This is a genomic window from Corynebacterium sp. AOP12-C2-36 (assembly GCF_052379185.1).
Classification (GTDB): domain Bacteria; phylum Actinomycetota; class Actinomycetes; order Mycobacteriales; family Mycobacteriaceae; genus Corynebacterium.
Map to the genome: position 1 here is coordinate 1 of NZ_JBQSYJ010000031.1, position 21,751 is coordinate 21,751.

Here is a 21,751-nt window from a genome sequence, read left to right on the forward strand (position 1 = left end):
TCGCAGACGCGGTGGGTGGAGAGGTTCTTCGCGACGCTGATCAGGGAGATCCGACGCAGCATGTGACGTGCGTAGAGGCGGTGGTTGCCGCCGGTGCGGACCGAGGCGATCAGCCCGAGGTCCTCGTAGTAGCGCAGCGCCGAGACCGCGGTGCCGGTGCGTCGGCTCGTCTCTCCGATGCTCAGGAGCTCGTCGGCGTTCGAGGTGTGGGTGTTCATGTCAGGGCCGCCTTTCGTCTCCGGAAACCTCGAGTGAGGATGAGGTTTCCCGTGCGTCCCGATGCTACGCGCGGCTGTTATGCTGCACTAATGACGTGGTTGCTGATCTTCGCCGCCCTGATGGTCCTGCTCGTCGGCGGTGCCATCCTCCCGCGGCGCGCCGCCTACCGCGGCCAGGAACCGGAGGAGCAGAAGCGTCCCGGATTTCCGTGGTTCTGGATCCTGTTCCCCTGACGGTGTTCGCGATCGCCCTGGGGTTCGCGGCCTGGTTACCGGGGACTGCCGCCACCGTGGCTGATTTCGGGTGGACGATGTACATGCCGCTGGCAGATGCCGACGACGGCTTCGACAGTTCCTTGCTGTCGGATGCCGCTGCCGCGAACCTGCTCAGGATGCCGTGGGCGCGAATCGCCTACCCGCTGATCGCGGCGGCAGGTCTTGCGTTGTCGGTGTGGGCCTGGCGGAAGAGGCGCATATGAGTTGGGTCTTCCTGGGCAGCATCCTGGTGGTCGCGATGACCGGGGCGGTGATTCTGCCGCGGCGGGCGCGGCAGAAGAACCAGAGGAATCTGGCTTTTCCCTGGTTCTGGGTGTGCTACCCCGTGGCGGTGTTCGGGGTTGTCTCCACGATCGGGATGGTCCTGGACGCGCAGTTTTCGACGATCTACAACTCGCATGAGGATCCGATCGGCCTGTCGATGCCCTATCCGGGCGGCCGCGGATTCCCCGGCCTGCAGTTTCTGTCAAACGAACAGTTCAGCGAATTATTCGGGCCACTTCCCGTTGAAATATATTTCGCCTTCTTCCCACTCCTCGCCGTGGTGGGCGTGCTGACCGCGGTCATCGCCTGGCGAAAGGACAGGGTGTAGGCGAACGGTGTGATTGCTTACCGACCCTCCTTGTTGCGCTGAGGCGATTCGACCGTGGGCCGGCGAAGATCCGCACGCTCGCGGCGGAGCAGCAGCGTCAACGGGACCACGTACAGTGCGGCCACGCAGGCACCCACGGCCACCGGTCCGCTCGCGCCCATGGACGTCGCTAGCGTCATGCCGGCGATCCAGGAGCCGATGGCCGTACCGAAGTTGAAGGCCGCGGTCGCCATCGCCGACGCCAAGGTCGGTGCCTTGTCCGCGTATCGCACGGCCATGCCGATCAACACCGGGTTGGTGGACATGCCGAACAGGCCGAGCAGGGCGACGAGAATGACCGTCACCACTGCGTTATGGGAGAACAGCAGCAGGGCGACGAGCACCAGGAACGTCGCTGCCGCGGAGAAGAACAGCAAGGCGAACGGACGACGCGCGCCGATGCTGCCACCCACGTTCGAGCCGATGAACGCCCCGACCCCGTAGCCGACGAGCACGAGTGGCACGGCGCTGGCAGGCAGCCCGCTGTTGTCGGTCAACAACGGGGCGATGAAGCTGTAGACGGCCAGCGAGGACCCGCAGACCACAGCGCAACCTGCGAGCACCAGCCACACGCGCCCGTCGCGCAGGGCGCGCAGTTCCGCGCGCAACGACGGCGCCGGTGCGTCCAGCGGATCGGGAGGGACCTGACGGAAGATGACCAGTGCACCGACGACCGCGAGCACGGCCAAGGCCCAGAACGGGCCGCGCCAGCCGACGGTCTGGCCGGCGAAGGAACCCAACGGGACGCCGACGACGTTGGCGAGCATCCCGCCGCCGAGCACGATGCCCAGCGCCTTCGACGACAGGGACGGGCCCGCAGCCTGCGCACCGACCACCGCGGCGACGGCCCAGAAGGCTCCGGTCGCCAGGGCGGTCAGGAAGCGGGCGGCGAGGATCAACGGCAGCAACGACGACAACGCCACGATGACGTGGCCCACCGCGAACACCAGGAGCGCGAGGGTGAGGGTCATGCGCCGCGGGAGCCGGAGCGTGAGCACCGCCATGGCCGGGGTGCCGACGATCATGCCGATGGCGAAGACGGTGATCATCAGTCCGGCGTCGGACACGGACACCGACAGGTCTTCGGCGATGTCCGGCAGGATCCCGGCGACGATGAACTCCGTGGTGCCCATGAGGAAGACACCGGCCGCCAGGACGTAGGTGACGAACGGGAGGCGGGATTCGGTACCACTCACAGCGTCAGCATCACCTTGGTCGCGCGACGCTCGGACATCGCGGCGTAGCCCTCGGCGGCGTCCTCCATCGGCAGCGAGAGGTCGAAGACCTTGCCCGGGTTGATCTCACGGGCCCAGATCTTGGCGGTGAGCTCCGGGAGGTAGCGCCGCACCGGGGCAGGGCCGCCGTGCAGGTGGACCTCGGCGAAGAAGACCTCGTCCATCGGCAGGTCCACGCCCTCGTGTGCAACACCCACGAAACCGACGTGCCCGCCACCGCGGGCCGAGTGGATGGCCTGCATGAAGGACTCGCGGGTACCGACCGCCTCGATCACGCTGTGCGCGCCCAGGCCGCCGGTCAGCTCGCGGACCTTCGCGACCCCGGCGTCCCCACGCTCCTCGACGATGTCGGTGGCACCGAACTCGCGCGCCAGCGCCTGGCGCTCAGCGTGCCGCGACATCGCGATGATCCTCTCGGCACCCATCTCCTTCGCCGCCAGCACACCCATCAGGCCGACCGCGCCGTCGCCGACCACGGCGACGGTCTTGCTGGGGCCGACGGCCGCGGCGTCCGCGGCGAACCACCCGGTACCCAGGACGTCCGACGCCGCCAGCAGGGACGGAACGAGGTCGGCGTCCGGCTCGCCGGGAGTGGCCACCAGCGTGCCGTCGGCGTGGGGGATCCGCGCGCGCTCGGCCTGGGTGCCGATGCCGGCGTGCACGAATTCGGCGTGGACGCACTTCGACGGGTAGCCGGACCGGCAGATCTCGCACTCGCCGCAGGAGATCACGAACGAGCCGACCACGTGGTCACCGGGTGCCACGGTGGTCACCGCGTCGCCGACCTCCTCGACCACGCCGACGTACTCGTGGCCCATGTGCAGGTGGTCGGCCGGCTCCACGCCCCGGTAGGGCCACAGGTCCGAGCCGCAGATGCAGGTCGCGGTGATGCGGATGACGGCGTCCGTCGGGTCGATGATCCGGGGGTCGTCGCGCTCGCCGACGCGGATCTGGCCGGGGGCGTCCATGATGACTGCACGCAAGGTGGTCTCCAATCTCGAAGGTTCATGTCTCTACCTCGGTGAGTCAACCAGTCCCGGCGGGGCTGTGGGAGAGCCTGTCGGGCGGGGTACCGGCAGTACCTCCCTCAGCGGGGAGGAGGGCCCTATGCTCGGGGTATGGGCAACGGCATGGACAATAAGGCGGAGGTCAAGGAGTTCCTCACCACCCGGCGAGCCAAGGTCACCCCTGGCGAGGTGGGGCTTCCGGCGGGGACGAACCGGCGCGTACCGGGGCTGCGACGCAGCGAGGTCGCCACGCTGGCCGGCGTCAGCGTGGAGTACTACACGAAACTGGAACGCGGCGCGGTCGCCGGTGCGTCCCCCGAGGTCCTCGAGAGCCTGGCGCGCGCGCTGCGCCTCGACGACGCCGAACGTGCCCACCTCTTCGACCTCGCCCACGCCGCCTCACCGACGGCGCGTCCCCCGAAGAGGCGCGACGGGCGCACCTGGACCCCGGGGCCCGGCCTGCAGTGGGCGCTGGACGCCGTCACCGCCGGCCCCGCCTTCGTACGCAACGGCCGGATGGACCTGCTGGCCACGAACACCCTGGCCGAAGCCTTCTACACGCAGCTCTACGACATGCCGGGGCGTCCCGCCGGCCCGCCGAACATCGCCCGCCAGGCCTTCCTCGACGACCGGGCCCGCGACTTCTACCCGGACTGGGAGGGCATGGCCGACATCACCGTGGCGATCCTGCGCACCGAGGCCGCCCGCGACCCCCACAACAAGGCGCTGCACGACCTCGTCGGGGAACTGTCTACCCGCAGCGACGAGTTCCGCACCCGGTGGGGAGCCCACGACGTGCGTCACCACGGCAGCGGCTTCAAGCATTTCCACCACCCGGAAGTCGGGGAGATGACCCTGGCCTACGAGGGACTGCGCATGGAGGGCGAGCGCGGACTGACCTGGACGATCTACGCCCCCGAACCCGGCTCACCGTCCGAGGACGCCATGAAGCTGCTCGCGTCGTGGGCAGCTACCGGGGCAGCTACCGGGGCAGCTACTGGTGCAACCGGCGCCGAACTCGGGGACGTCACCCGTCCGCGGCACCTGAGTTGATCTCGTCGAGGGGCACGTGCGCCCGGTCCCGGAAGAGCAGCAGCATCGGGATCCCGGCGAACACGATGATCGCCACGGCGTACCACGCCGGGGCGTAAGGCGAACCGGTGACCGTCATCAGCCACGTCGCCACGAAGGGCGACAACCCGCCGAACAGAACCGTGGCCGTGTTGTAGCCGATCGCCATGCCCGAGAAACGTCCCACCGCGGTGAACTGCTCGGGGACGGCGGAGGCGGCGACCGCGCTCCAGCCCGCCGCCGGCACGGCGAGCAGCGCACCGCCCAGCAGCGCCGTCGACCCCGTCCCACCGCCGAGCATCATGTACGCCGGGATCGTCGTGGCCAGGATGACCACGCCGACGAAGATGAACACCGGGCGTCGTCCGAAACGGTCGGACGCCACACCGGCCAGCGGCGTCACCAGGATCGCCACCACCGCGGCGACCGTCCCCAGCCACAGGGACGTGGAACTGTCGATCGAGGCGGTGGTCTCCAGGTACGTCGGCACGTTGGTGATGTTGAGGAAGTACGCCGCCGAGCCCACCGACGACACCAGGAACGCCACCAGCACGGCACGCGGATGGGTCCTCAGCACCGTCACCAGCGGGGAGCGGGCGGTGTTCTCCGCGGTGTCCTTGACCTCGGTGAAGGTCTCCGTCTCGTCCATCAGCCGGCGCATCGGCACCATCACCGCGGCGAGCAGTGCGCCCACGAGGAACAGCACGCGCCACCCCCAGGCATCCAGGTCCTCGGCGCTCAGGAACCGCGCCATCAGGTAGCCGCCGCCGACCGCCAGCAGCGAGCCGACCTCCGAGTTCGCCGCCGCCCAGCTCGCCGCCAACCCGCGGCGGCCGTCTCTGGCCGACTCCACCAGGTAGACCATGATGCCGGTGTACTCCGCGCCCACGGCGAACCCGGCCACGCACCGCAGCACCAGCACCCCGACACCGCCCCAGATCCCGATGGTGTCGAACCCGGGCATCACCGCGATGCCCGCCAACGCCACCGCCATCAGCGACGCCGAGACGATCAACGACGACTTGCGTCCGATGCGGTCACCCAGGTGCCCGAAGACCATCGCGCCGAGGGGACGGAACACGAAGCCGGCCGCGCCGAGCGCGAGGGTGAGCAGCAGTGAACCGTCGTTGCCGTTGAAGAAGGTGTTCGCCAGACTCGCCGAGACGTAGAAGAAGATCGAGAAGTCGTACCACTCGACGATGGTGCCGAAGGCGGCGACGAACATCGACTGGCGGCGTCGGGTGGTGGGCACGCAGGGAGCCCTTTCGGTCGGGGAAAATGTCGTGCCGACAGTACGCCCCGTGCTCATACCTGGGTATGAGGTGTGGGACCCCAAACCGTCCCCGGAGATCCCCCCGCAGGTCGATGTGCCGGCAGGGGGCCGGGGAGAAGACTTGGGAACCATGATCACAGTAGAGAAGATGTCGAAGAGGTACGGCCGTTCCGTTACACCGGCCGTCGAGGAGCTCTCGTTCACCGTGCCGGACGCCGCCGTCACCGGCTTCCTGGGCCCCAACGGCGCCGGCAAGTCCACCACGATGCGCTGCATGCTCGGACTCGACCGTCCCACCGCCGGGCACACCGAGTTCGACGGGCAGGAGTTCCGGAACGTCGCCGACAAGCCCGCCACCGCAGGCGCCCTGCTGGAGGCCACCTGGTTCACCCCCGGACGCAGCGGACGCTCACACCTGAAGGTACTGGCGCGCGGCGCGGGCATCTCCGACTCCCGCGTGGACAAGTGTCTGCAGCTGGTGGGGCTGGCCTCCGCCGGGGACAAGAAGGTCGGCGGCTACTCGCTGGGCATGAAGCAGCGTCTCGGCCTCGCCGGTGCGCTGCTGGGCGACCCGGCGCACCTGGTCCTCGACGAGCCGGTCAACGGGCTCGACCCCGAGGGCGTCAGCTGGATGCGGCACACCATCCGCGCCCTGGCGGGGGAGGGGCGGGCCGTGCTGGTGTCCTCCCACCTGCTCTCCGAGATGCAGCAGACCGCCGACCGGCTGGTCGTGATCGGCAAGGGACGCATGATCGGCGAGTACTCGATGGACGAGTTCCTCGCCGGCGGCGCCCACGTGCTCGTCGAGACGACCGACGCCCGCGCCGGGAGGACGTTGTGCTCCGCGCTGGGTACCGCCGGTTTCACCGCCGGCTACGCCGTGGGGAAGGACGCCGACAGGGCGTCCGGCTCCCAGATCACCGTGGACGTCCCCGACGGGGTCGGCGACGTGGTGGTGCGACGCGCCGTCGCCGAGACCGCCCTCACCGCGGGCGTCCTGGTCACCGGGCTGTACGCGCAGAGCGAGGACCTGGAGTCGCGCTTCCTGGCCGCCACCGCCGACGCCCAGGAGTACCGGACCGACAGCGCCGACGGTACCGAGAGCACCGAAACCACCGTCCTGACCACCGGAAAGTAGAACCACCCATGAATACACTGCTCACGTCCCTGCGCTCCGAGACCACCAAACTGTTCAGCGTCCGTGCCACGCTGGTGTACGCCGTCCTGCTGGCGGGTTCCCTGTTCGGACCCGTCGTCCTGATGGGCGTCTTCGGCGACCGCCCCGGTTTCGACTGGGCGACGATCACCTTCGGCTACCAGATCTTCCTGCTCATCGCGGTGATCTTCGCCGCATCCTCCACCGCCGGCGACATCCGCAACCACATGCACGCCCAGGCGTTCCTGACCCAGGCCGGACGCTGGCAGTGGGTGGTGGCGAAGATGCTGGTCACCGCCGTCTTCGTCGCGGTTCTCTACGTGGTGGGCATCGCCCTGTCCCTCGGCGTCGCCGCGGTGCTGGGCTCCGGGCTTCAGCTCGGTGCCGGCGCGAGTGCGGCCTATGTGCCGCTGATCAGCTCGGTGCTGTTCGCGGCGGCGAGCGTGGGCCTGGCCTGCGTGATCCGCAGCCAGGTCGGCGCGGTCGCCGTGCCCGTCGCCTGGATCCTGCTGATCGACAGCATGGTGGGCTACGCCGCCCAACAGTTCGACGCCTTCCGCCCGCTCGCCGCGATCGCCCCGGTCCAGCGCCAGGACCAGCTGATCAGCGGGGTCGACCCGCTGAGCCTCGGGATCGCCCCGGCGGTCTGCTACCTGGTCATCATCGGCTGGTTCGTGGTCCTCGGCGGGGTCGGCCTGTGGCGGAACGCGACGGCGGACGTCCGGTAGTTTTCCCGAAGTATGCGGAACGCCCGCGCGGGGGAGGTGTGGCGTTCTATCATCGTCGGGATCCCGCACTGTACCGACCACTCCACGGAGGGCCCATGCTGAAGCCGAGTCCGCGCCAACTGAAGACTCTCCTGGGGGTCTTCCCGCCCTACCTCGGTTCGGGTATCCGCATCAACTACATCGCCAACGACGGCTCCCGGGTGATCACCTCGCACCGTCCACGCCGCGTCAATGCCAACCTGGTCGGCACCGCGTTCGGCGGCACGATCCAGACCATGACGGACGGCTTCTACCTGTTCATGGGGCTGACCCGCCTGGGTGGGGCCTACAACGTGTGGGACGCGGAGTCCCACGTGGTCTACCGCAAGCCCGGCCGCGGCCGGATCGTCGCCGACATGCGGACCGACGACGAGACCTTCGAACTGATCCGGGAGAAGACCGCCGACGGGTCGAAGTACCTCCACTGTTTCGACACCGACATCACCGACGAGAAGGGCGACGTGGTCGCCAGCGTGCGCAGCCGGGTGTACTTCCGGAGGAAGCAGGCGCGTAGCTGAGAGCAGAGTAGGCCATGGATGTCATATAATGCGTGGTCATGGACACATCTCCGGCGGACCGTGCTGGCGCAAAAGGTATCCGTGACGAACTGGGCCTGCTCGCCGACCTGGGCTGCGGCTTCCTGGAGTCCGGGCAGCCCGGCTGGCGGGTCGGGGAGACCCTGAAGCAGTGCGCGGACACCCGGGGCCTGATGGGGTTCCACTTCACCACCGTCGGGCGCCTCGTCATCGTCGAGGCGTCACTGCCCGACAGTGGCACGGTGACGGTCACCACCTCGGCCAAGGCACTGGACCTCATCGACTGCACCCGCTCCTGGCAGCTGCACCGGCTGGCCGAGGAGATCACCGGGGAGGGGGAGGACACCTCCGGGCCCACCGAACGCAGCATCAACTCGCTGCACGAGCAGGTCACCCGGCTGCGGGCGATCAGCACCCCGTGGTGGGCGGTGGCCGGCGGCACCACGATGCTCGCCTTCGTGATCTCGATGCAGCTCGGGGTGGGGTGGCAGGCGTGGCTGGCAGCGGCCGGGGTGCAGCTGGTCACGGCCTTCTGCGGGCAGGCGTTGGGGAAGTTCCGGATGCCGGAGCTGTTCTCCACGGTGATCAAGAGCGCGATCGCCGGCACACTGGCGACCGTGCTGGTTCTGGTCGACGTGCTCGACCCGGTGGCAGCGGCCGCGGCGATCGCGGTGAACTGGCTGTTGATCATCCCGTTACCCCAGGTCATCGGGGCGATGACCGATGTCATCGACGGTGACTACCTCTCGGCGGTGACCCGCGCGGGAAGTGTGGTGGTCACCGCGTTCGGGCTGGCGATCAGCGGCGTCTACGTCTTCACCCTCGGGGAGGTGCTGGACATGGACCACCCGCTGATCAGCGACGTGCCGGGGTTGCCGTGGTACCTGGCGTTGGTGTTCTCCGGGCTCGGGGCCCTGGCCAACGCCTTCGCCAACGGCGGGTGGCTGCGGTTGGCGCTGCCGGCGGTGACCATCGGTGCGGCCACCGGCGTGGTCAACCAGTTCCTCCTGGTCGTGGCCGGGGCGTCCACGGTGTGGGCGGCGGCCGGTGCGGCCACGGTACTGGGCGCGGTGTCGGTGATGATGGCGGTGCGTACCGGCTACCCGGACCACGTCTTCGCGCTGATGGGTGTCACGGGCGCGGTCCTGCCCGGGATCGCCGTGGTCTCCGGGATCCTCGAGGTGATGGGAGGGGAGTCCGGGGCGGAGCACTTCGTGTCCGCGGTGACGGTGTGCGTGGCGATCGGCACCGGGACGGCACTCGGTGCCTTCGTGGCCAACCGGACGCGGGAGTTCCTGAGGGCACGGCGGACACCTCAGCCCCGGTGACCGCGTGATTCTCAGGCGCTGGGCTTGGACTTCTTGTTCTGCAGCTGCTTGATGCCGAGCCAGCCGACGAGCACGATCAGCACGATCGGGAGCAGCTTGACGATGACCGCCACGGCACCGGCGAACGCGGTGGAGATGGCGATCACCGCGAGGATGAGCGTGAGGATGGTCAGCGCCACCGACAGGCTCTTGCGGTCCTGGTCCCAGGCGAACCAGGCGCCTGCGCCGGACAGCGCGCCGAGGATCAGGGTGGTGATTGCGGTACCGAACATGACGGTGTCCTTTCACGGTGCGTGAACTTGAAACTTCGAGCCCCGTGGGACGGTGTGCCCAGGGGTATCCACGAGCATACGTAACGCCCGTTACTCTCGTAGGACATGGACACCACGACAGGAACTGAACACAACAGACCACTGGCACTCGTCACCGGCGGCTCGCGGGGGATCGGGGCGGCCATCGTCGAGGACCTTTCGCGCACGCACCGGGTGATCTCCTGGTCCAGCGCGGACGTTGATCTCAGCGACCCGGCGTCGATCGCGCAGGCGGTGGAGCGTCTGCAGGACGGTGAGCAGGACGGGCTGGGGCGGTTGGACGTGCTCGTCCACTCCGCGGGGCTGGCCGGCGAGTCCACGGTGGGGGAGACGGGCTGGGAGCGGTGGCAGGAGATGTTCGCGGTCAACGTCTTCGGCGTGGCCGAACTCACCCGACTGCTGCTCCCCGCCCTGCGGGCGGCCGGCGGCACGGTGGTCGCGATCAACTCGGGCTCCGGTTTCCGCTCCGGGGCGGCCCAGGGTCCCTACTCCGGGACGAAGTTCGCGCTGCGGGCCGTCACGGACGCCCTACGGGAGGAGGAGCGGGGCCGGGTGCGGGTCAGCTCCGTGCACCCGGGCCGCGTCGACACCGACATGCAGGTCTCCCTGCAACAGGGGCGGGGCAACACCGACTACGACGGGACGCGCTACGTCGCCCCGGCGTCGGTGGCGGCGGCCGTCCGGCTGGCGGTGGACACCACCGACGAGGCGATCATCGAGGAGGTGTCCGTCCGCCCGGTCCGCGGCTGAGTGTTGCTGCTGAACGCTACTTCAGGATCTTGAAGGTCTTGCCGGCGAGCAGCAGGACGGTCATCACCGCGGCGTAGGCGCGCGGCTTGAGGAACTCCGGGCCGCGGATCGGCAGGACGCGCTCGTCGGTGACGTTCTGGGTCTCGGTGTACTTCAGCAGACCGTGGGCGCCCTGGCGACGTCCCTGCCCGGACTCGCCGGTGCCACCCATCTCGTTGTCCACGGAGGCGAAGGCGGCGGCGTAGCCGTCGTTGATGTTCACCGTGCCGGAGAACAGTCGCTCGGCGATGCCGGTGGCGGTCTTCGAGGGGCCGAAGACCGCGGAGTTCAGGCCGTAGTTGGTGTCGTTGGCCTTCTCCACGGCCTCGTCGTGGGAGTCGACCTTCTCGACGTACACGACCGGACCGAAGACCTCGCCGCGCTTGATCTCCGCCTCCTCGGTGACGTCGGTGAACACGGTCGGCTCGTAGAAGTAGGGGCCCAGGTCGGCACGCGCCTTGCCGCCGGCGACGAGGGTGGCACCCTTGTCGACCGCGTCGTCCACCATCTTCTCGACCGTGGACATCTGGCTGGCGCCGCTCAGCGAACCCATCTGGATGTTCCAGTCGAACCCGGCGCCGAGCCGCAGGTCCTTGGTGGCCTGGGCGAACTTCGGGACGAAGGCGTCGTAACGGTCCTTGTGCACGTAGATGCGCTCGATGGACACGCACAGCTGACCCGAGTTCGAGAAGCAGCCGGTCAGCACGGTGGGCATGATCTTGTCCAGGTCGGCGTCGCCGGTGATGATCATCGGGTTCTTGCCGCCGAGCTCGGCGGAGTAGTCGATGAGGCGACGGCCGGCGATCTCGCCGAGCTTCTTGCCGGTCTCCGTGGAGCCGGTGAACATGAGGTGGTCGCACTGCTCGGCGATGGAGTTGCCCACCACGCGTCCCGGGCCGGTCACCAGCTGCACGAGCCCGCGGGGCATGCCGGACTCGAAGAGCAGCTTGAAGGCGTACAGCGCGGAGAACGGGGTGGAGGAGTCCGGCTTGGCGACGAGCCCGTTTCCGGCGGCGAGGGCGGGCAGCGCGTCCGACAGGGCCAGCGTCAGCGGGTAGTTCCAGGGGCTGATCTGGCCGATGACGCCCTTGGGCAGGTGGCGTTCGGTGGTCTTGGTGAGCACGGGCATCACGCCGGCACGGTGCTTCGGCTTGAGGAGCTTGTGCACCTGGTTGCCGTAGTAGCGGGCGGTGATCGCGCAGTGGATCACCTCCTCGTAGGCGGAGTCGCGCGACTTGCCGGTCTCCAGCTGGATGATGTCCATCATCGTCTTCTGGTTCTTGAGCAGGGTGTCGTGGAACTTGAGCAGGATCTTCCCGCGCTTCTTCGGGTCGACCTCCGCCCACCGCGTCTGGGCCGCGCGGGCGCGACGGAACGCCTCGTCGACGTCGTCCTCCGTGCCGCGGCCGACCCAGCCGATGGTCTCGCCGGTGAACGGGCCCTCGATCTCGAGGCGGTCGCCGTTGTCGATGCTTCCGGTCGCTGCGTTTACGGTGAGGACCCGGAGCTCGGACGCCAGGGCGTCGGGGAGGGAGCCGGTTGCCACGGTCTTTTTCGTCATGTGAAGCACAGTATCGAAGAATCGGGACGCACGTCGCGGAATTGTGTAGTCACGCCTACGGGAACACGGGGCGGGGTCTGTACGTTGTTATGGTGTACAGCAGTAACCGCGTTCACTCGGGACGTCGGCGTCGGCGACGGCGACCGGCCCAGGTGGGGCCGCGGGGGACACAGACTAGAGAATGTGACGGAAGGACAAAGACGTCGTGAGAAGTTCGAACCCCTTTATGAGTTCGCTGGCCCAGTCGGAGGGCTCCGCCCAGGGCCGGCAGGGGCAGTCCGCCGCATACCAGCAGGGCTACCAGTCCGCGGGGGAGCAGTGGGGCCAGCAGGGTCAGCAGACCCAGCAGCAGCCCGGGTACCAGCAGTCCCCGAATTACGGTGCCCAGACCGGTAGCTCCGACCGCCCGATGACCATCGACGACGTGGTCACCAAGACCGGCATCACACTGGCGGTCATCGTGGTCATGGCCGCGGTGAACTTCATGATCGGCATGAGCAACGAGAGCCTGGCGATGACGCTGACCTTCGTCGGTGCCATCGGTGGCCTCGTGGCCGTGCTGGTCTCCGCGTTCGGCAAGAAGTACGGCTCCCCGGTCGTCACCCTGGTCTACGCGGCCTTCGAGGGCCTGTTCGTCGGTGGCTTCTCCTTCATGTTCACCAGCGTGGAGTTCAGCGGCGGTGCCAACGCCGGCGCGATGATCTTCCAGGCCGTGCTCGGCACCATCGGCGTGTTCGCCGGCATGCTGATCGTCTACAAGACCGGCGCGATCCGCGTGACCCCGAAGTTCACCAAAATGCTGCTCGGCGCCATGGTCGGTGTCCTGGTGCTGGTGCTCGGTAACTTCGTCTACGCCATGATCACCGGCGAGAACAGCATGCTGCGCGACGGCGGCCCGCTCGCCATCATCTTCTCGCTCGTCTGCATCGGTCTGGCCGCCATGAGCTTCCTGGCCGACTTCGACCAGGCGGACAAGATGATCCGCGCCGGTGCACCGTCCCGCTACTCCTGGGGCGTCGCCCTCGGCCTTGCCGTCACCCTGGTATGGCTCTACACCGAGATCCTGCGACTGCTGTCCTACTTCAACAGGGACTAGCAGCCCACGGCACCATGAGAACCGCCCCACCGGAGAGGATTCCGGTGGGGCGGTTCTTTTGTCTTACCCGTGGGCCGTTGCCGGCCCGTCGCGTCCTACTGCTCGGCGCGGGGGACGTCGCGGTCCGGGTCGTAGGGCTCCGCCTTGACCAGGGTCACGGTGATCGTGTCGCCCGTCGGGCTCTTGTACTCGCGGGACTCACCCTCCTTGGCACCGATCAGCGCGGCGCCCAGCGGGGCGTCGGTGGAGTAGGTCTCCAGGTCGGGGTTGGAGGACTCCAGACCGCGGGTACCGATCAGGAAGGTCTCCTTGTCGTCCTCGTCGCCGTCGTAGTAGATGTGCACCACGGAACCGACGAGAGCCACACCGGACTCCTGCGGGGCCTCGCCGATGGTGGCGCTGTCCAGCAGCTCCTCGAGGTAGGCGATGCGGGCCTCCTCCTGGCCCTGCTGCTCGCGGGCGGCGTGGTAGCCGCCGTTCTCCTTGAGGTCACCCTCTTCACGGCGCTCGTTGATCTCGGCGGCCAGAGCGGGACGATTCGCCTTCAGCGCGTTGAGCTCGTCGTTGAGCCGGTCGAAGGATTCCTGGGTGAGCCAGGTCGTCTGATTGTCTGCCATGAGCGTTCGCGTCCTCCTGCAGGTAGACCACAGTGTTCAGCCTGTTTTGCCGGACAGGGTCTGAGGTCGTTCGGGAAAAGCCGCGGGGCGGTCCCCACGGCACAGTTGTCGGGGCACAGTGTACCACCAGGGGGATTCGGGTGATTCCCCCGTGTCGTCAGGTGGCCGTCAGTCTTCGTCGATGCCGGAGGTGTGTTCGGAGTCGAGGTAGTCGGGGAAGACCGTGGAGCAGCCGTACACGTCGGGGGCGACAGGACGTCCCGTCGTCGGGATGTCGACGACCAGGCGCGTGCTGGACGTGCCGCCGGCGGCGACGACCGCCTCGCGGCGTCCGATCTCCGCCCGCGACTGGTCGAGGGCGGTGACGATGCAGTAGGCGGGCTTGTCGGTGTCGTCCCGCGTGATGTCGACGGTCATCCGCAGGGTGTCGTCGCCGACGAGTTCGTGGCCCGCGGCGTCGCCGGTGGCGTCGGCACTGGTGCTGTTGCGGAACTGCGAGAACACGTAGACACCGACCGCGATCAACAGGATCACGATGCCGATGACGATGAACTTGCCGCTCACACCCTGTTGACGGGAGGAACCGTAGGTCGCCTTGCTCATTCCACAAATCGTAGGCCCTGCCACCATGGAATAGCCAGTCGAACGGATTGGACGCGCCCCGGCCGGAAGCGTTGAATGGGTGAGTTGACCGAAACAGACCACGAAGACGACGACTGAAGGGGTGCGATCCGTGAGCGAAGGAGCTCCCGACCACAGCACAGAAAGCTCGACCGCAGAGAGCCGGCCCGGTCAGGGTCTGCGGCTCCTGGCCGTCCACGCCCATCCGGACGACGAGTCCAGCAAGGGGGCGGCGGCGATGGCACGCTACGCCGACGAGGGCGCCGAGGTCATGGTGCTCACCTGCACCGGTGGCGAACGCGGCAGCATCCTGAACCCGAAGATGGACGTCCCCGGCGTCGTGGACAACATGAACGACGTCCGCCGCCAGGAGATGGCCCGGGCCGCCGACATCCTCGGCGTCACCCACCGCTGGCTCGGCTACGTCGACTCCGGACTCCCCGAGGGGGACTCGCTGCCGCCGCTGCCGGAGGGGTGCTTCGCGCTCGCGGACACGGAGGCGGTCACCCTGGAACTCACCCGGGTGATCCGGGACTTCCGCCCGCACGTGGTCATCACCTACGACGAGAACGGCGGCTACCCGCACCCCGACCACATCAAGACGCACGCGGTGAGCATGCGCGCCTACGACGCTGCCGCGGACCCGGACTACCACCCGGAGGTCGGACGCCCGTGGGAGGTGCAGAAGGTGTACTACACGCACGGTTTCATCAAGCGTCGTTTCGAGCTGCTCGCCCAGGCCAGCCTCGAGTCCGGCGACGACAACGCCACGGTGGCGCTGGACCGGTGGAAGGACATGCCCGACATCATGCCGCGGGTGACCACCCGTGTGGAGTGCGCGCCGTGGTTCGAGCGTCGGGACGACGCCCTGCGGGCCCACGCCACCCAGATCGACCCCGAGGGCCCGTTCTTCGCTGTGCCCACCGCCCTGCAGCAGCAGGTCTGGACCACCGAGGAATTCGAGCTCGCCAAGTCCCGGGTGGAGACCAGCCTGCCCGAGGACGACCTTTTCGCCGGCGTCGTGCCCGAATGAGGCTGACTGCCGCTACCTTCGATAGGCTCTGAAGACATGATCACGGTTTCCCCGTCCCTAACCTCCACCGTCTCCCTGGTTGCCCAGGAACAGGTCAACCGCGGCCCGCAGGGGCCGGAGTTCGGTAAGGCGGCACCCGTCGGTCTGCTGGTGATCGTGGGCCTGCTCGTCGTCATCCTGGCCCTGGGCTACCTGTTCAACCGGCGTATGCGCAAGATGCACAAGCGGCGCGACTTCGCCGAGGCCAACGGCATCGACCCGTTCGACATCGACACCATCGACCGGCGGATGGCGCAGGAGGAGGCCGCGGACGTGGAGAACACCCGCCGCAACGCCGCCGAACGGGCCGGGATCGACGCGCACGACGGGGACGACGTGCGCAGCACCGACGGAGAAGATGCAGGTGGCGACCAGCGGTGATTCTCTACTCGCTCTACGAGCGACGACTGCAGCGTGAGCTGAAGGGCCGTCGGCGGCCCAAGCACGTCGCCATCATGTGCGACGGCAACCGCCGATGGGCCCGCGAGAACGGCTTCACCGACGTCTCCCACGGCCACCGTGTGGGGGCGAAGAAGATCGTCGAGGTCGTCGACTGGTGCGACGAGCAGGACATCGAGTCGGTGACCGTCTACCTGCTCAGCACCGAGAACCTGCGCCGCAGCGCCGAGGAGCTCGGCCTGCTGATGCGGATCATCGGCGACGTCTCCGACGAGCTCGCCGCCGCCAAGGGGCGTTTCCGGCTGCACGTCATGGGACGGCTCGACCTCATCCCCGACGAGCTGCGTGAGCGTATGCGTCATGCTGAGGCGCGGACGGCCGACCACACCGGGGTGCACGTCAACATCGCCGTCGGCTACGGCGGACGGCAGGAGATCGTCGACGGCGTCCAGAAGCTCGTCGACGAGCTCGCAGGCAAGGGGATCGCACCGGAGGAGATGAGCGCGCACATCACCGACGGCGCCATCGGCGACCACCTCTACACCTCCGGGCAACCGGACCCGGACCTGGTGATCAGGACGTCCGGCGAACAGCGTCTGTCCGGCTTCCTGCTGTGGCAGTCGGCGTACTCGGAGATCTGGTTCACCGACACCTACTGGCCGGCGTTCCGCCGCCTGGACTTCCTGCGCGCCCTGCGCGACTTCTCCGTGCGCGAACGCCGCTACGGCAAGTAGGCACACAGGTCGTCCCGGGGGAGGACGCTCCTAGATCTTGCGCATCCGTACCGCCTCCACCAGGTGGTCGGGGCCCTTGCGCAGGACCAGGGAGGCCCGCACCCGGGTGGGCAGGATGTTCTCCACCAGGTTCGGCAGGTTCACCGTCTGCCAGATCTCGCGGGCGACGACCAGCGCGTCCTCGTCGCTCAACGCCGCGTAGTAGCGGAAGTGGGCGTCCGGCTTGCGGAAGGCGGTGTTCTTCAGCTTCAGGAAGCGCTCCACGTACCAGCGTTCGATGTCCCTGCGGTCGGCGTCCACGTAGACCGAGAAGTCGAAGAGGTCGGAGACCATCAACGTGGGCCCCGTCTGCAGCACGTTGAGCCCCTCGACGATGAGGATGTCCGGACGGTCCACGACGTGGACCTCGTCGAGGCGGTCGTACTTCTCGTGCGAGTACACCGGCGCGGGCACCCGCGGCACCCCCGACTTCACCGCGGTGACGAAGTTGAGCAGGGCCTTCTGGTCGTAGCTCTCCGGGTACCCCTTGCGGCCCATCATGTGCCGCTTGTTGAGTTCGTCGGCCGGGTAGAGGAAACCGTCGGTGGTGATCAGGTCCACCCGAGGCCGGGACTCCCAGCGCTGCAGCAGGACCTGCAGCAGGCGGGCGGTGGTCGACTTGCCCACCGCCACGGAGCCCGAGACGCCGATGATGAACGGGACGTGGGGCATGTCCTCGCCCAGGAAGGTCTGCGTGGCACGGTTGAGCTGCCGGATCGCCTCGAAACGCAGGTCGATCATCCGCGACAGGGGGAGGTAGACTTCGCTGACCTCGTCCATGTCGATGTCCTCACCGATACCGCGCAGCTCCTCGAGTTCCCCGGAACTCAGGACCTGGGGCATGGAACTCCGTAAGGAGCGCCACTGCGACCGGTCGAGCTCGATGTAGGGGGAGTACTCGTCGGGGTTACGGGCTGGCATGGAGGCTATTGTGCTACCCCGGCACCATGTGGGGCCAATCACCCGCCAGCAGTGCCCGCAGGTGTGTCAGGTTATGATGTTTCGTGATTGATCTGATCCAGTGCGGCCGACGTGAAAGGCGATCCACCCCATGAGCCAGACGAACCACCCAGACCAGTCCCAGCACAACGCTGAACTGGCGGACTTCGACCCGGAGGTGGCCGCGGCCATCGCCGGCGAACTCTCCCGCCAGCGGGACACCCTGGAGATGATCGCGAGCGAGAACTTCGTTCCGCGCGCGGTCCTCCAGGCGCAGGGCTCCGTTCTGACGAACAAGTACGCCGAGGGCTACCCCGGACGCCGCTACTACGGCGGTTGTGAGCACGTCGACGTCATCGAGGACCTGGCCCGCGAGCGCGCCAAGGCCGTCTTCGGCGCCGAGTTCGCCAATGTGCAGCCGCACTCCGGCGCACAGGCCAACGCCGCGGTCCTGATGGCCCTGGCCAACCCCGGCGACAAGATCATGGGTCTCTCGCTGGCCCACGGTGGTCACCTGACCCACGGCATGAAGCTGAACTTCTCCGGCAAGCTCTACGAGGTCGCCGCCTACGAGGTCGACCCGGAGACCTTCCGCCTGGACATGGACAAGGTCCGTGAGCAGGCCATCAAGGAGAAGCCGGCCGTGATCATCGGCGGCTGGTCGGCCTACCCGCGTCACCAGGACTTCGCCGCCTTCCGTGAGATCGCCGACGAGGTCGGGGCGAAGCTGTGGGTGGACATGGCCCACTTCGCCGGCCTCGTCGCCGCCGACCTGCACCCGTCGCCCGTGCCCTACGCCGACGTGGTCTCCACCACCGTGCACAAGACCCTCGGCGGCCCGCGTTCCGGCATGATCCTGGCGAAGCAGGAGTGGGCCAAGAAGCTCAACTCCGCGGTCTTCCCGGGCCAGCAGGGCGGCCCGCTGATGCACGTCGTCGCCGCGAAGGCAGTGTCGATGAAGGTCGCCCAGACCGACGACTTCCGCGACCGCCAGGCACGCACCCTCGAGGGCGCGAAGATCCTCGCCGAGCGGCTCACCGCCCAGGACACCACCGACGCCGGCGTGCAGGTGCTCACCGGCGGCACGGACGTCCACCTCGTCCTGGCGGACCTGCGCAACTCCGAGCTCAACGGCCAGGAGGCCGAAGACCTGCTCCACGAGGTCGGCATCACCGTCAACCGCAACGCGGTGCCCTTCGACCCGCGCCCGCCGATGGTCACCTCGGGCCTGCGTATCGGCACGTCCGCCCTGGCGTCCCGCGGTCTGGACGCCGAGGCGTTCACCGAGGTCGCCGATGTCATCGGCACCGCCCTGGCCAAGGGCAAGGCGGCCGACACCGAGGCGCTGCGTGCCCGCGTCGACAAGGTCGCCGCGGACTTCCCCCTGTACCCGGGGCTGGAGGACTGGAAGATCAACTGACCCGGACCTAGTGTTGGCGTCATGAACGCTGCACACCGGGCACTGATCGTCGTCGACGTCCAGAACGACTTCTGCCCAGGGGGTTCCCTGGGAACGGAGAAGGGGGCGGACGTCGCGGCGGCGATCACGCAACACCTGCGTGCCCACGGCGAGCGCTACGGCGTCGTCGTGGGGACGAAGGACTGGCACATCGACCCCGCCGGGCACTTCGCGCCCGACGGGGTCGAACCCGACTTCGAGGAGACCTGGCCGGTGCACTGCGTGGCCGGGACCCACGGCGCGCAGCTGCACCCGGCGCTGGACGCGTCGCTCGTGAACGCGTGGTTCCTGAAGGGGGAGTACACCGCGGCCTACTCCGGCTTCGAGGGGCACCTGGAGGACGGTGCGGGGGAGGACGGCGCGGGCGCCGCCGGTGCTGCGGAGGGCGGCACCCTGGCGGCGTGGCTGCGCTCACGCGGCGTCACCGAGGTGACGGTGTGCGGCATCGCCACGGACTTCTGCGTGCGTGCCACGGCCCTCGACGCGGTGGCGGAGGGCTTCACGGTGGAGCTGCTCAGTGAGTTGTGCTCGCCGGTGACCGTGACCGGAGGGGCGGTGGCCGTGGAGCAGATGGCCTACGTGGGGGTCACCGTGGCGTGAGCCCGGCACACGGCAACCCGGGAGGCTGGTCGGACCAGCCTCCCGGGTTGCCGAGTCATGCAGGAGAGGTGAGGGGGAGGGGTGGGTGCTACTTCTCGCCCTTGGCCAGCTTGCGGCTGATGATCTCGAGCATGATCTCGTTGGGGCCGCCGTAGATCGGCTGGACGCGGGAGTCCAGGTAGTGCGTGGCGATGGGGTACTCCAGCATGAAGCCGTAGCCACCGTGCAGCTGGACGGCCGTGTTGACGACCTTGATCTGCAGCTCGGTGGTCAGGTACTTGGCCATCGACGCGGTGGTCTCGTCGAGCTCACCCTTGACCTTGGCGGCCACGGCGGCGTCCACGAAGGACTGCGCGGACTGGATCTCGGTGGCCATCTTGGCCAGCTCCCAGCGGTAGGCCTGGTGGTCCACCAGACGGTTGCCGAAGGTCTTGCGCTCCTGGGAGTGCTTGTACACCAGGTCGAAGGCGCGGCGGGACGTCGCGATGGAACCCACGGCGATGGAGACGCGCTCCTGGGCCAGGTTCGTGCGCAGGTAGCCGAAGCCGGCGCCCTCCTCGCCGAGGAGGTTCTCGGCGGGGACCTTGACGTTCTCGAAGGACAGCTCGGCGGTGTCCTGTGCCTTCAGGCCGACCTTCTTCAGCGGTGCGGCCTTGGTGTAGCCCTCCATGCCGTCCTCGACGATCAGCAGGGAGACACCGGCACGACCCTTGGAGGGGTCGGTGATTGCGACGACGATGGTGAAGTCGGCCTGGATGCCGTTGGAGATGAAGGTCTTGGAACCGTTGAGGACGAAGTTGCCGTCCTCGTCGCGCGGGGCGGTGGTGCGGATGCCTGCGAGGTCCGCGCCGGCACCGGGCTCGGTCATGGCGATCGCGGCGATCTTGTCACCGGCGCACAGCGGGCGGAGGAACTTCTCCTTCTGCTCGTCGTTGGCGAAACGCTCGAGGTAGGGGATCACCAGGTCGTTGATGACCTGGAGGGAGACGATGACCGAACCGCAGTCGGCCTCGGCGAGTTCCTCGGAGAGGATGGCGTTGAAACGGTAGTCCTGCATTCCGCCGCCGCCGAACTCCTCGGGGGAGGTGATACCCAGCAGTCCGAGGTTACCGGCGGCCTTGAACATGGCGCGGTCGCTGAAACCCTGCTCGTGCCACTTGTCGACGTGCGGACGGACCTCGGCGTTCACGAAGTCCTTGCAGGTCTCCCGGAACATGTCGTGTTCCTCGTCGAAGATGGTGCGGGGGAGGTAGTTCTTCATTGCGTCCTTCCGGATCGGTGCCGAGTGCCGTGGAGGGGGCAAGAACCTTGTCCATGTGATCCACGTCTCTTAGATGTTACAAATTCATATTAACCATCGTGTGCGCAAAGGGGTAATGGCAGCCCAACCTGGGGGAGGATTGTGGGGTGGGAAACAATATCGGCGGCAGTGAGTACCGGATCACAGTTGGCTCGGACGGGGAGGGTCGTGAGGGGGTCAGGAAGGGAGCCGGCGGTCGGGGATCCTGCCATCATTGGCGGGGGCAGGCGGTGGGGGTGGCACCGTGAGCGGAAAGCGTCACGGACGAAACGGCAGGTCAGGCTAAGTTAGGGCAGGCTCGCACGAATTACATCACGTGAATGTTGTCTAATTGTTGACATCCCGGTTTAGGTCTCGCTAACCTCATGGATGTGTCGAAGGCTAGTCACCTCGACGCACTGCAGTTGTGAATCAGCCGCAACGGCAGGTGGAACCCAGGGTTCAGTCCGAATCCGCACGATCCGGCTTCCTCTTCTCACCGGATCGACGCGCTCGGGCTGCGGCACCTCCAACGCGCTGCCCTGGACTGCAGTTCACCTGCCCGTCGCGGCACAGCGGAGAAACTTCGCGACACCGGATTCGTCACCCGGCGCTCGCGCTCTCCACGAGGGCCCCGCCCTCCCGGTTCGTCACCCGGGAGGACGGGGCCCTCACTCTTTTCATTGCGAACCCCCGTCAGGGGCCAAGATCGAGCGCGGGTCGGTTTTAAACGCCGA

Annotated in this window: 25 protein-coding genes; 15 read left to right on the forward strand and 10 right to left on the reverse strand. The window is 67.9% G+C overall.

Annotation, left to right across the window (positions count from 1 at the left end; all coding sequences use genetic code 11):
- Window positions 1-218: MerR family DNA-binding transcriptional regulator (locus ACT3UN_RS15335; protein WP_444657529.1), on the reverse strand; the 218-nt coding region annotated here is incomplete at its 3' end.
- 90 nt (window positions 219-308) lie between these two features.
- On the opposite strand from ACT3UN_RS15335, the gene ACT3UN_RS15340 reads away from it, so the two are divergent.
- The 3 genes from ACT3UN_RS15340 to ACT3UN_RS15350 are packed head-to-tail and all read left to right on the forward strand — an operon-like array spanning window position 309 to window position 1,086.
- Window positions 309-452, forward strand: a complete 144-nt coding sequence (locus ACT3UN_RS15340) for a hypothetical protein (protein ID WP_301443168.1) — start codon at window positions 309-311, stop codon at window positions 450-452.
- A 56-nt stretch (window positions 453-508) separates the two neighbouring features.
- Window positions 509-697, forward strand: a complete 189-nt coding sequence (locus tag ACT3UN_RS15345; RefSeq protein WP_444657530.1) for a hypothetical protein — start codon at window positions 509-511, stop codon at window positions 695-697.
- Window positions 694-1,086: a hypothetical protein gene (locus tag ACT3UN_RS15350; RefSeq protein WP_441583001.1), complete on the forward strand. Its 393-nt coding sequence runs from the start codon at window positions 694-696 to the stop codon at window positions 1,084-1,086. Before ACT3UN_RS15345 ends, ACT3UN_RS15350 begins: the two co-directional genes overlap by 4 nt.
- Before the next feature lie 17 nt (window positions 1,087-1,103).
- On the opposite strand, the gene ACT3UN_RS15355 is transcribed toward ACT3UN_RS15350, so the two are convergent.
- Window positions 1,104-2,321 (reverse strand): MFS transporter, encoded by a 1,218-nt coding sequence (locus ACT3UN_RS15355; protein WP_301443171.1) that lies wholly within the window; start codon window positions 2,319-2,321, stop codon window positions 1,104-1,106.
- Window positions 2,318-3,343 carry a zinc-dependent alcohol dehydrogenase family protein gene (locus ACT3UN_RS15360; RefSeq protein WP_301443172.1) on the reverse strand — a complete coding sequence of 342 codons (1,026 nt, stop codon included), beginning with the start codon at window positions 3,341-3,343 and terminating at the stop codon, window positions 2,318-2,320. The genes ACT3UN_RS15355 and ACT3UN_RS15360 overlap by 4 nt, the downstream gene beginning before the upstream one ends.
- A gap of 147 nt (window positions 3,344-3,490) precedes the next feature.
- On the opposite strand from ACT3UN_RS15360, the gene ACT3UN_RS15365 reads away from it, so the two are divergent.
- The gene (locus ACT3UN_RS15365; protein ID WP_444657536.1) at window positions 3,491-4,420 is read left to right on the forward strand and encodes a helix-turn-helix transcriptional regulator; all 930 of its coding nucleotides are present in this window, start codon (window positions 3,491-3,493) and stop codon (window positions 4,418-4,420) included.
- Here ACT3UN_RS15365 and ACT3UN_RS15370 read toward each other — a convergent pair.
- The gene (locus tag ACT3UN_RS15370; RefSeq protein ID WP_301443174.1) at window positions 4,395-5,690 is read right to left on the reverse strand and encodes an MFS transporter; all 1,296 of its coding nucleotides are present in this window, start codon (window positions 5,688-5,690) and stop codon (window positions 4,395-4,397) included. The two genes, ACT3UN_RS15365 and ACT3UN_RS15370, sit on opposite strands and share 26 nt — an antisense overlap.
- A 151-nt stretch (window positions 5,691-5,841) precedes the next feature.
- Here ACT3UN_RS15370 and ACT3UN_RS15375 point away from each other — a divergent pair, with 151 nt between their 5' ends.
- The 4 genes from ACT3UN_RS15375 (at window position 5,842) to ACT3UN_RS15390 (ending at window position 9,498) form a co-directional block, all read left to right on the forward strand.
- Window positions 5,842-6,849 (forward strand): ABC transporter ATP-binding protein, encoded by a 1,008-nt coding sequence (locus ACT3UN_RS15375; protein ID WP_444657531.1) that lies wholly within the window; start codon window positions 5,842-5,844, stop codon window positions 6,847-6,849.
- An 8-nt stretch (window positions 6,850-6,857) separates the two neighbouring features.
- Window positions 6,858-7,595 (forward strand): ABC transporter permease, encoded by a 738-nt coding sequence (locus ACT3UN_RS15380; RefSeq protein ID WP_301443176.1) that lies wholly within the window; start codon window positions 6,858-6,860, stop codon window positions 7,593-7,595.
- Between the two features lie 95 nt (window positions 7,596-7,690).
- Window positions 7,691-8,152: a DUF4442 domain-containing protein gene (locus tag ACT3UN_RS15385; protein ID WP_444657532.1), complete on the forward strand. Its 462-nt coding sequence runs from the start codon at window positions 7,691-7,693 to the stop codon at window positions 8,150-8,152.
- Window positions 8,153-8,190: 38 nt separating this feature from the next.
- On the forward strand, window positions 8,191-9,498 hold the full coding sequence (locus tag ACT3UN_RS15390; RefSeq protein ID WP_444657533.1) for a threonine/serine exporter family protein: 1,308 nt from the start codon (window positions 8,191-8,193) through the stop codon (window positions 9,496-9,498).
- 11 nt (window positions 9,499-9,509) lie between these two features.
- On the opposite strand, the gene ACT3UN_RS15395 is transcribed toward ACT3UN_RS15390, so the two are convergent.
- A complete protein-coding gene (locus ACT3UN_RS15395; RefSeq protein WP_301442762.1) occupies window positions 9,510-9,770 on the reverse strand; it encodes a hypothetical protein in 261 nt (86 codons plus the stop codon).
- Window positions 9,771-9,875: 105 nt separating this feature from the next.
- Here ACT3UN_RS15395 and ACT3UN_RS15400 point away from each other — a divergent pair, with 105 nt between their 5' ends.
- Window positions 9,876-10,559 (forward strand): SDR family oxidoreductase, encoded by a 684-nt coding sequence (locus ACT3UN_RS15400; RefSeq protein WP_301442763.1) that lies wholly within the window; start codon window positions 9,876-9,878, stop codon window positions 10,557-10,559.
- 16 nt (window positions 10,560-10,575) lie between these two features.
- Here the strand turns inward: ACT3UN_RS15400 and ACT3UN_RS15405 are convergent, their stop codons facing one another.
- A complete protein-coding gene (locus ACT3UN_RS15405; RefSeq protein WP_444657534.1) occupies window positions 10,576-12,159 on the reverse strand; it encodes a succinic semialdehyde dehydrogenase in 1,584 nt (527 codons plus the stop codon).
- Window positions 12,160-12,364: 205 nt separating this feature from the next.
- Between ACT3UN_RS15405 and ACT3UN_RS15410 the strand changes: the two genes are divergently transcribed.
- Window positions 12,365-13,255, forward strand: a complete 891-nt coding sequence (locus ACT3UN_RS15410) for a Bax inhibitor-1/YccA family protein (RefSeq protein WP_301442765.1) — start codon at window positions 12,365-12,367, stop codon at window positions 13,253-13,255.
- Between the two features lie 95 nt (window positions 13,256-13,350).
- Here ACT3UN_RS15410 and greA read toward each other — a convergent pair whose 3' ends face one another.
- Both greA and ACT3UN_RS15420 read right to left on the reverse strand, forming a co-directional pair.
- Window positions 13,351-13,872, reverse strand: coding sequence for a transcription elongation factor GreA (gene greA / locus ACT3UN_RS15415; protein WP_301442766.1), 522 nt, complete (start codon window positions 13,870-13,872; stop codon window positions 13,351-13,353).
- Window positions 13,873-14,040: 168 nt separating this feature from the next.
- The gene (locus ACT3UN_RS15420; RefSeq protein WP_301442767.1) at window positions 14,041-14,475 is read right to left on the reverse strand and encodes a DUF4307 domain-containing protein; all 435 of its coding nucleotides are present in this window, start codon (window positions 14,473-14,475) and stop codon (window positions 14,041-14,043) included.
- Window positions 14,476-14,596: 121 nt separating this feature from the next.
- Here ACT3UN_RS15420 and mca point away from each other — a divergent pair, with 121 nt between their 5' ends.
- Genes mca through ACT3UN_RS15435 form a run of 3 tightly spaced genes read left to right on the forward strand, consistent with a single transcriptional unit; the run spans window position 14,597 to window position 16,698 of the window.
- Entirely contained in the window at window positions 14,597-15,526 is a 930-nt protein-coding gene (gene mca, locus ACT3UN_RS15425; protein WP_444657535.1) for a mycothiol conjugate amidase Mca, read from the forward strand.
- 36 nt (window positions 15,527-15,562) lie between these two features.
- Entirely contained in the window at window positions 15,563-15,946 is a 384-nt protein-coding gene (locus tag ACT3UN_RS15430; RefSeq protein ID WP_301442768.1) for a hypothetical protein, read from the forward strand.
- Window positions 15,943-16,698 (forward strand): isoprenyl transferase, encoded by a 756-nt coding sequence (locus ACT3UN_RS15435; RefSeq protein WP_301442769.1) that lies wholly within the window; start codon window positions 15,943-15,945, stop codon window positions 16,696-16,698. Before ACT3UN_RS15430 ends, ACT3UN_RS15435 begins: the two co-directional genes overlap by 4 nt.
- Window positions 16,699-16,728: 30 nt before the next feature.
- Here ACT3UN_RS15435 and coaA read toward each other — a convergent pair whose 3' ends face one another.
- Window positions 16,729-17,658: a type I pantothenate kinase gene (gene coaA, locus ACT3UN_RS15440; RefSeq protein ID WP_301442770.1), complete on the reverse strand. Its 930-nt coding sequence runs from the start codon at window positions 17,656-17,658 to the stop codon at window positions 16,729-16,731.
- A 130-nt stretch (window positions 17,659-17,788) separates the two neighbouring features.
- Here coaA and glyA point away from each other — a divergent pair, with 130 nt between their 5' ends.
- Together glyA and ACT3UN_RS15450 are read left to right on the forward strand one after the other, a co-directional pair.
- A complete protein-coding gene (glyA, locus tag ACT3UN_RS15445) occupies window positions 17,789-19,096 on the forward strand; it encodes a serine hydroxymethyltransferase (RefSeq protein WP_301442771.1) in 1,308 nt (435 codons plus the stop codon).
- 21 nt (window positions 19,097-19,117) lie between these two features.
- On the forward strand, window positions 19,118-19,735 hold the full coding sequence (locus tag ACT3UN_RS15450; protein WP_301442772.1) for an isochorismatase family protein: 618 nt from the start codon (window positions 19,118-19,120) through the stop codon (window positions 19,733-19,735).
- 88 nt (window positions 19,736-19,823) lie between these two features.
- On the opposite strand, the gene ACT3UN_RS15455 is transcribed toward ACT3UN_RS15450, so the two are convergent.
- Window positions 19,824-20,996 (reverse strand): acyl-CoA dehydrogenase family protein, encoded by a 1,173-nt coding sequence (locus tag ACT3UN_RS15455; protein WP_301442773.1) that lies wholly within the window; start codon window positions 20,994-20,996, stop codon window positions 19,824-19,826.
- Window positions 20,997-21,751: the final 755 nt, after the last annotated feature.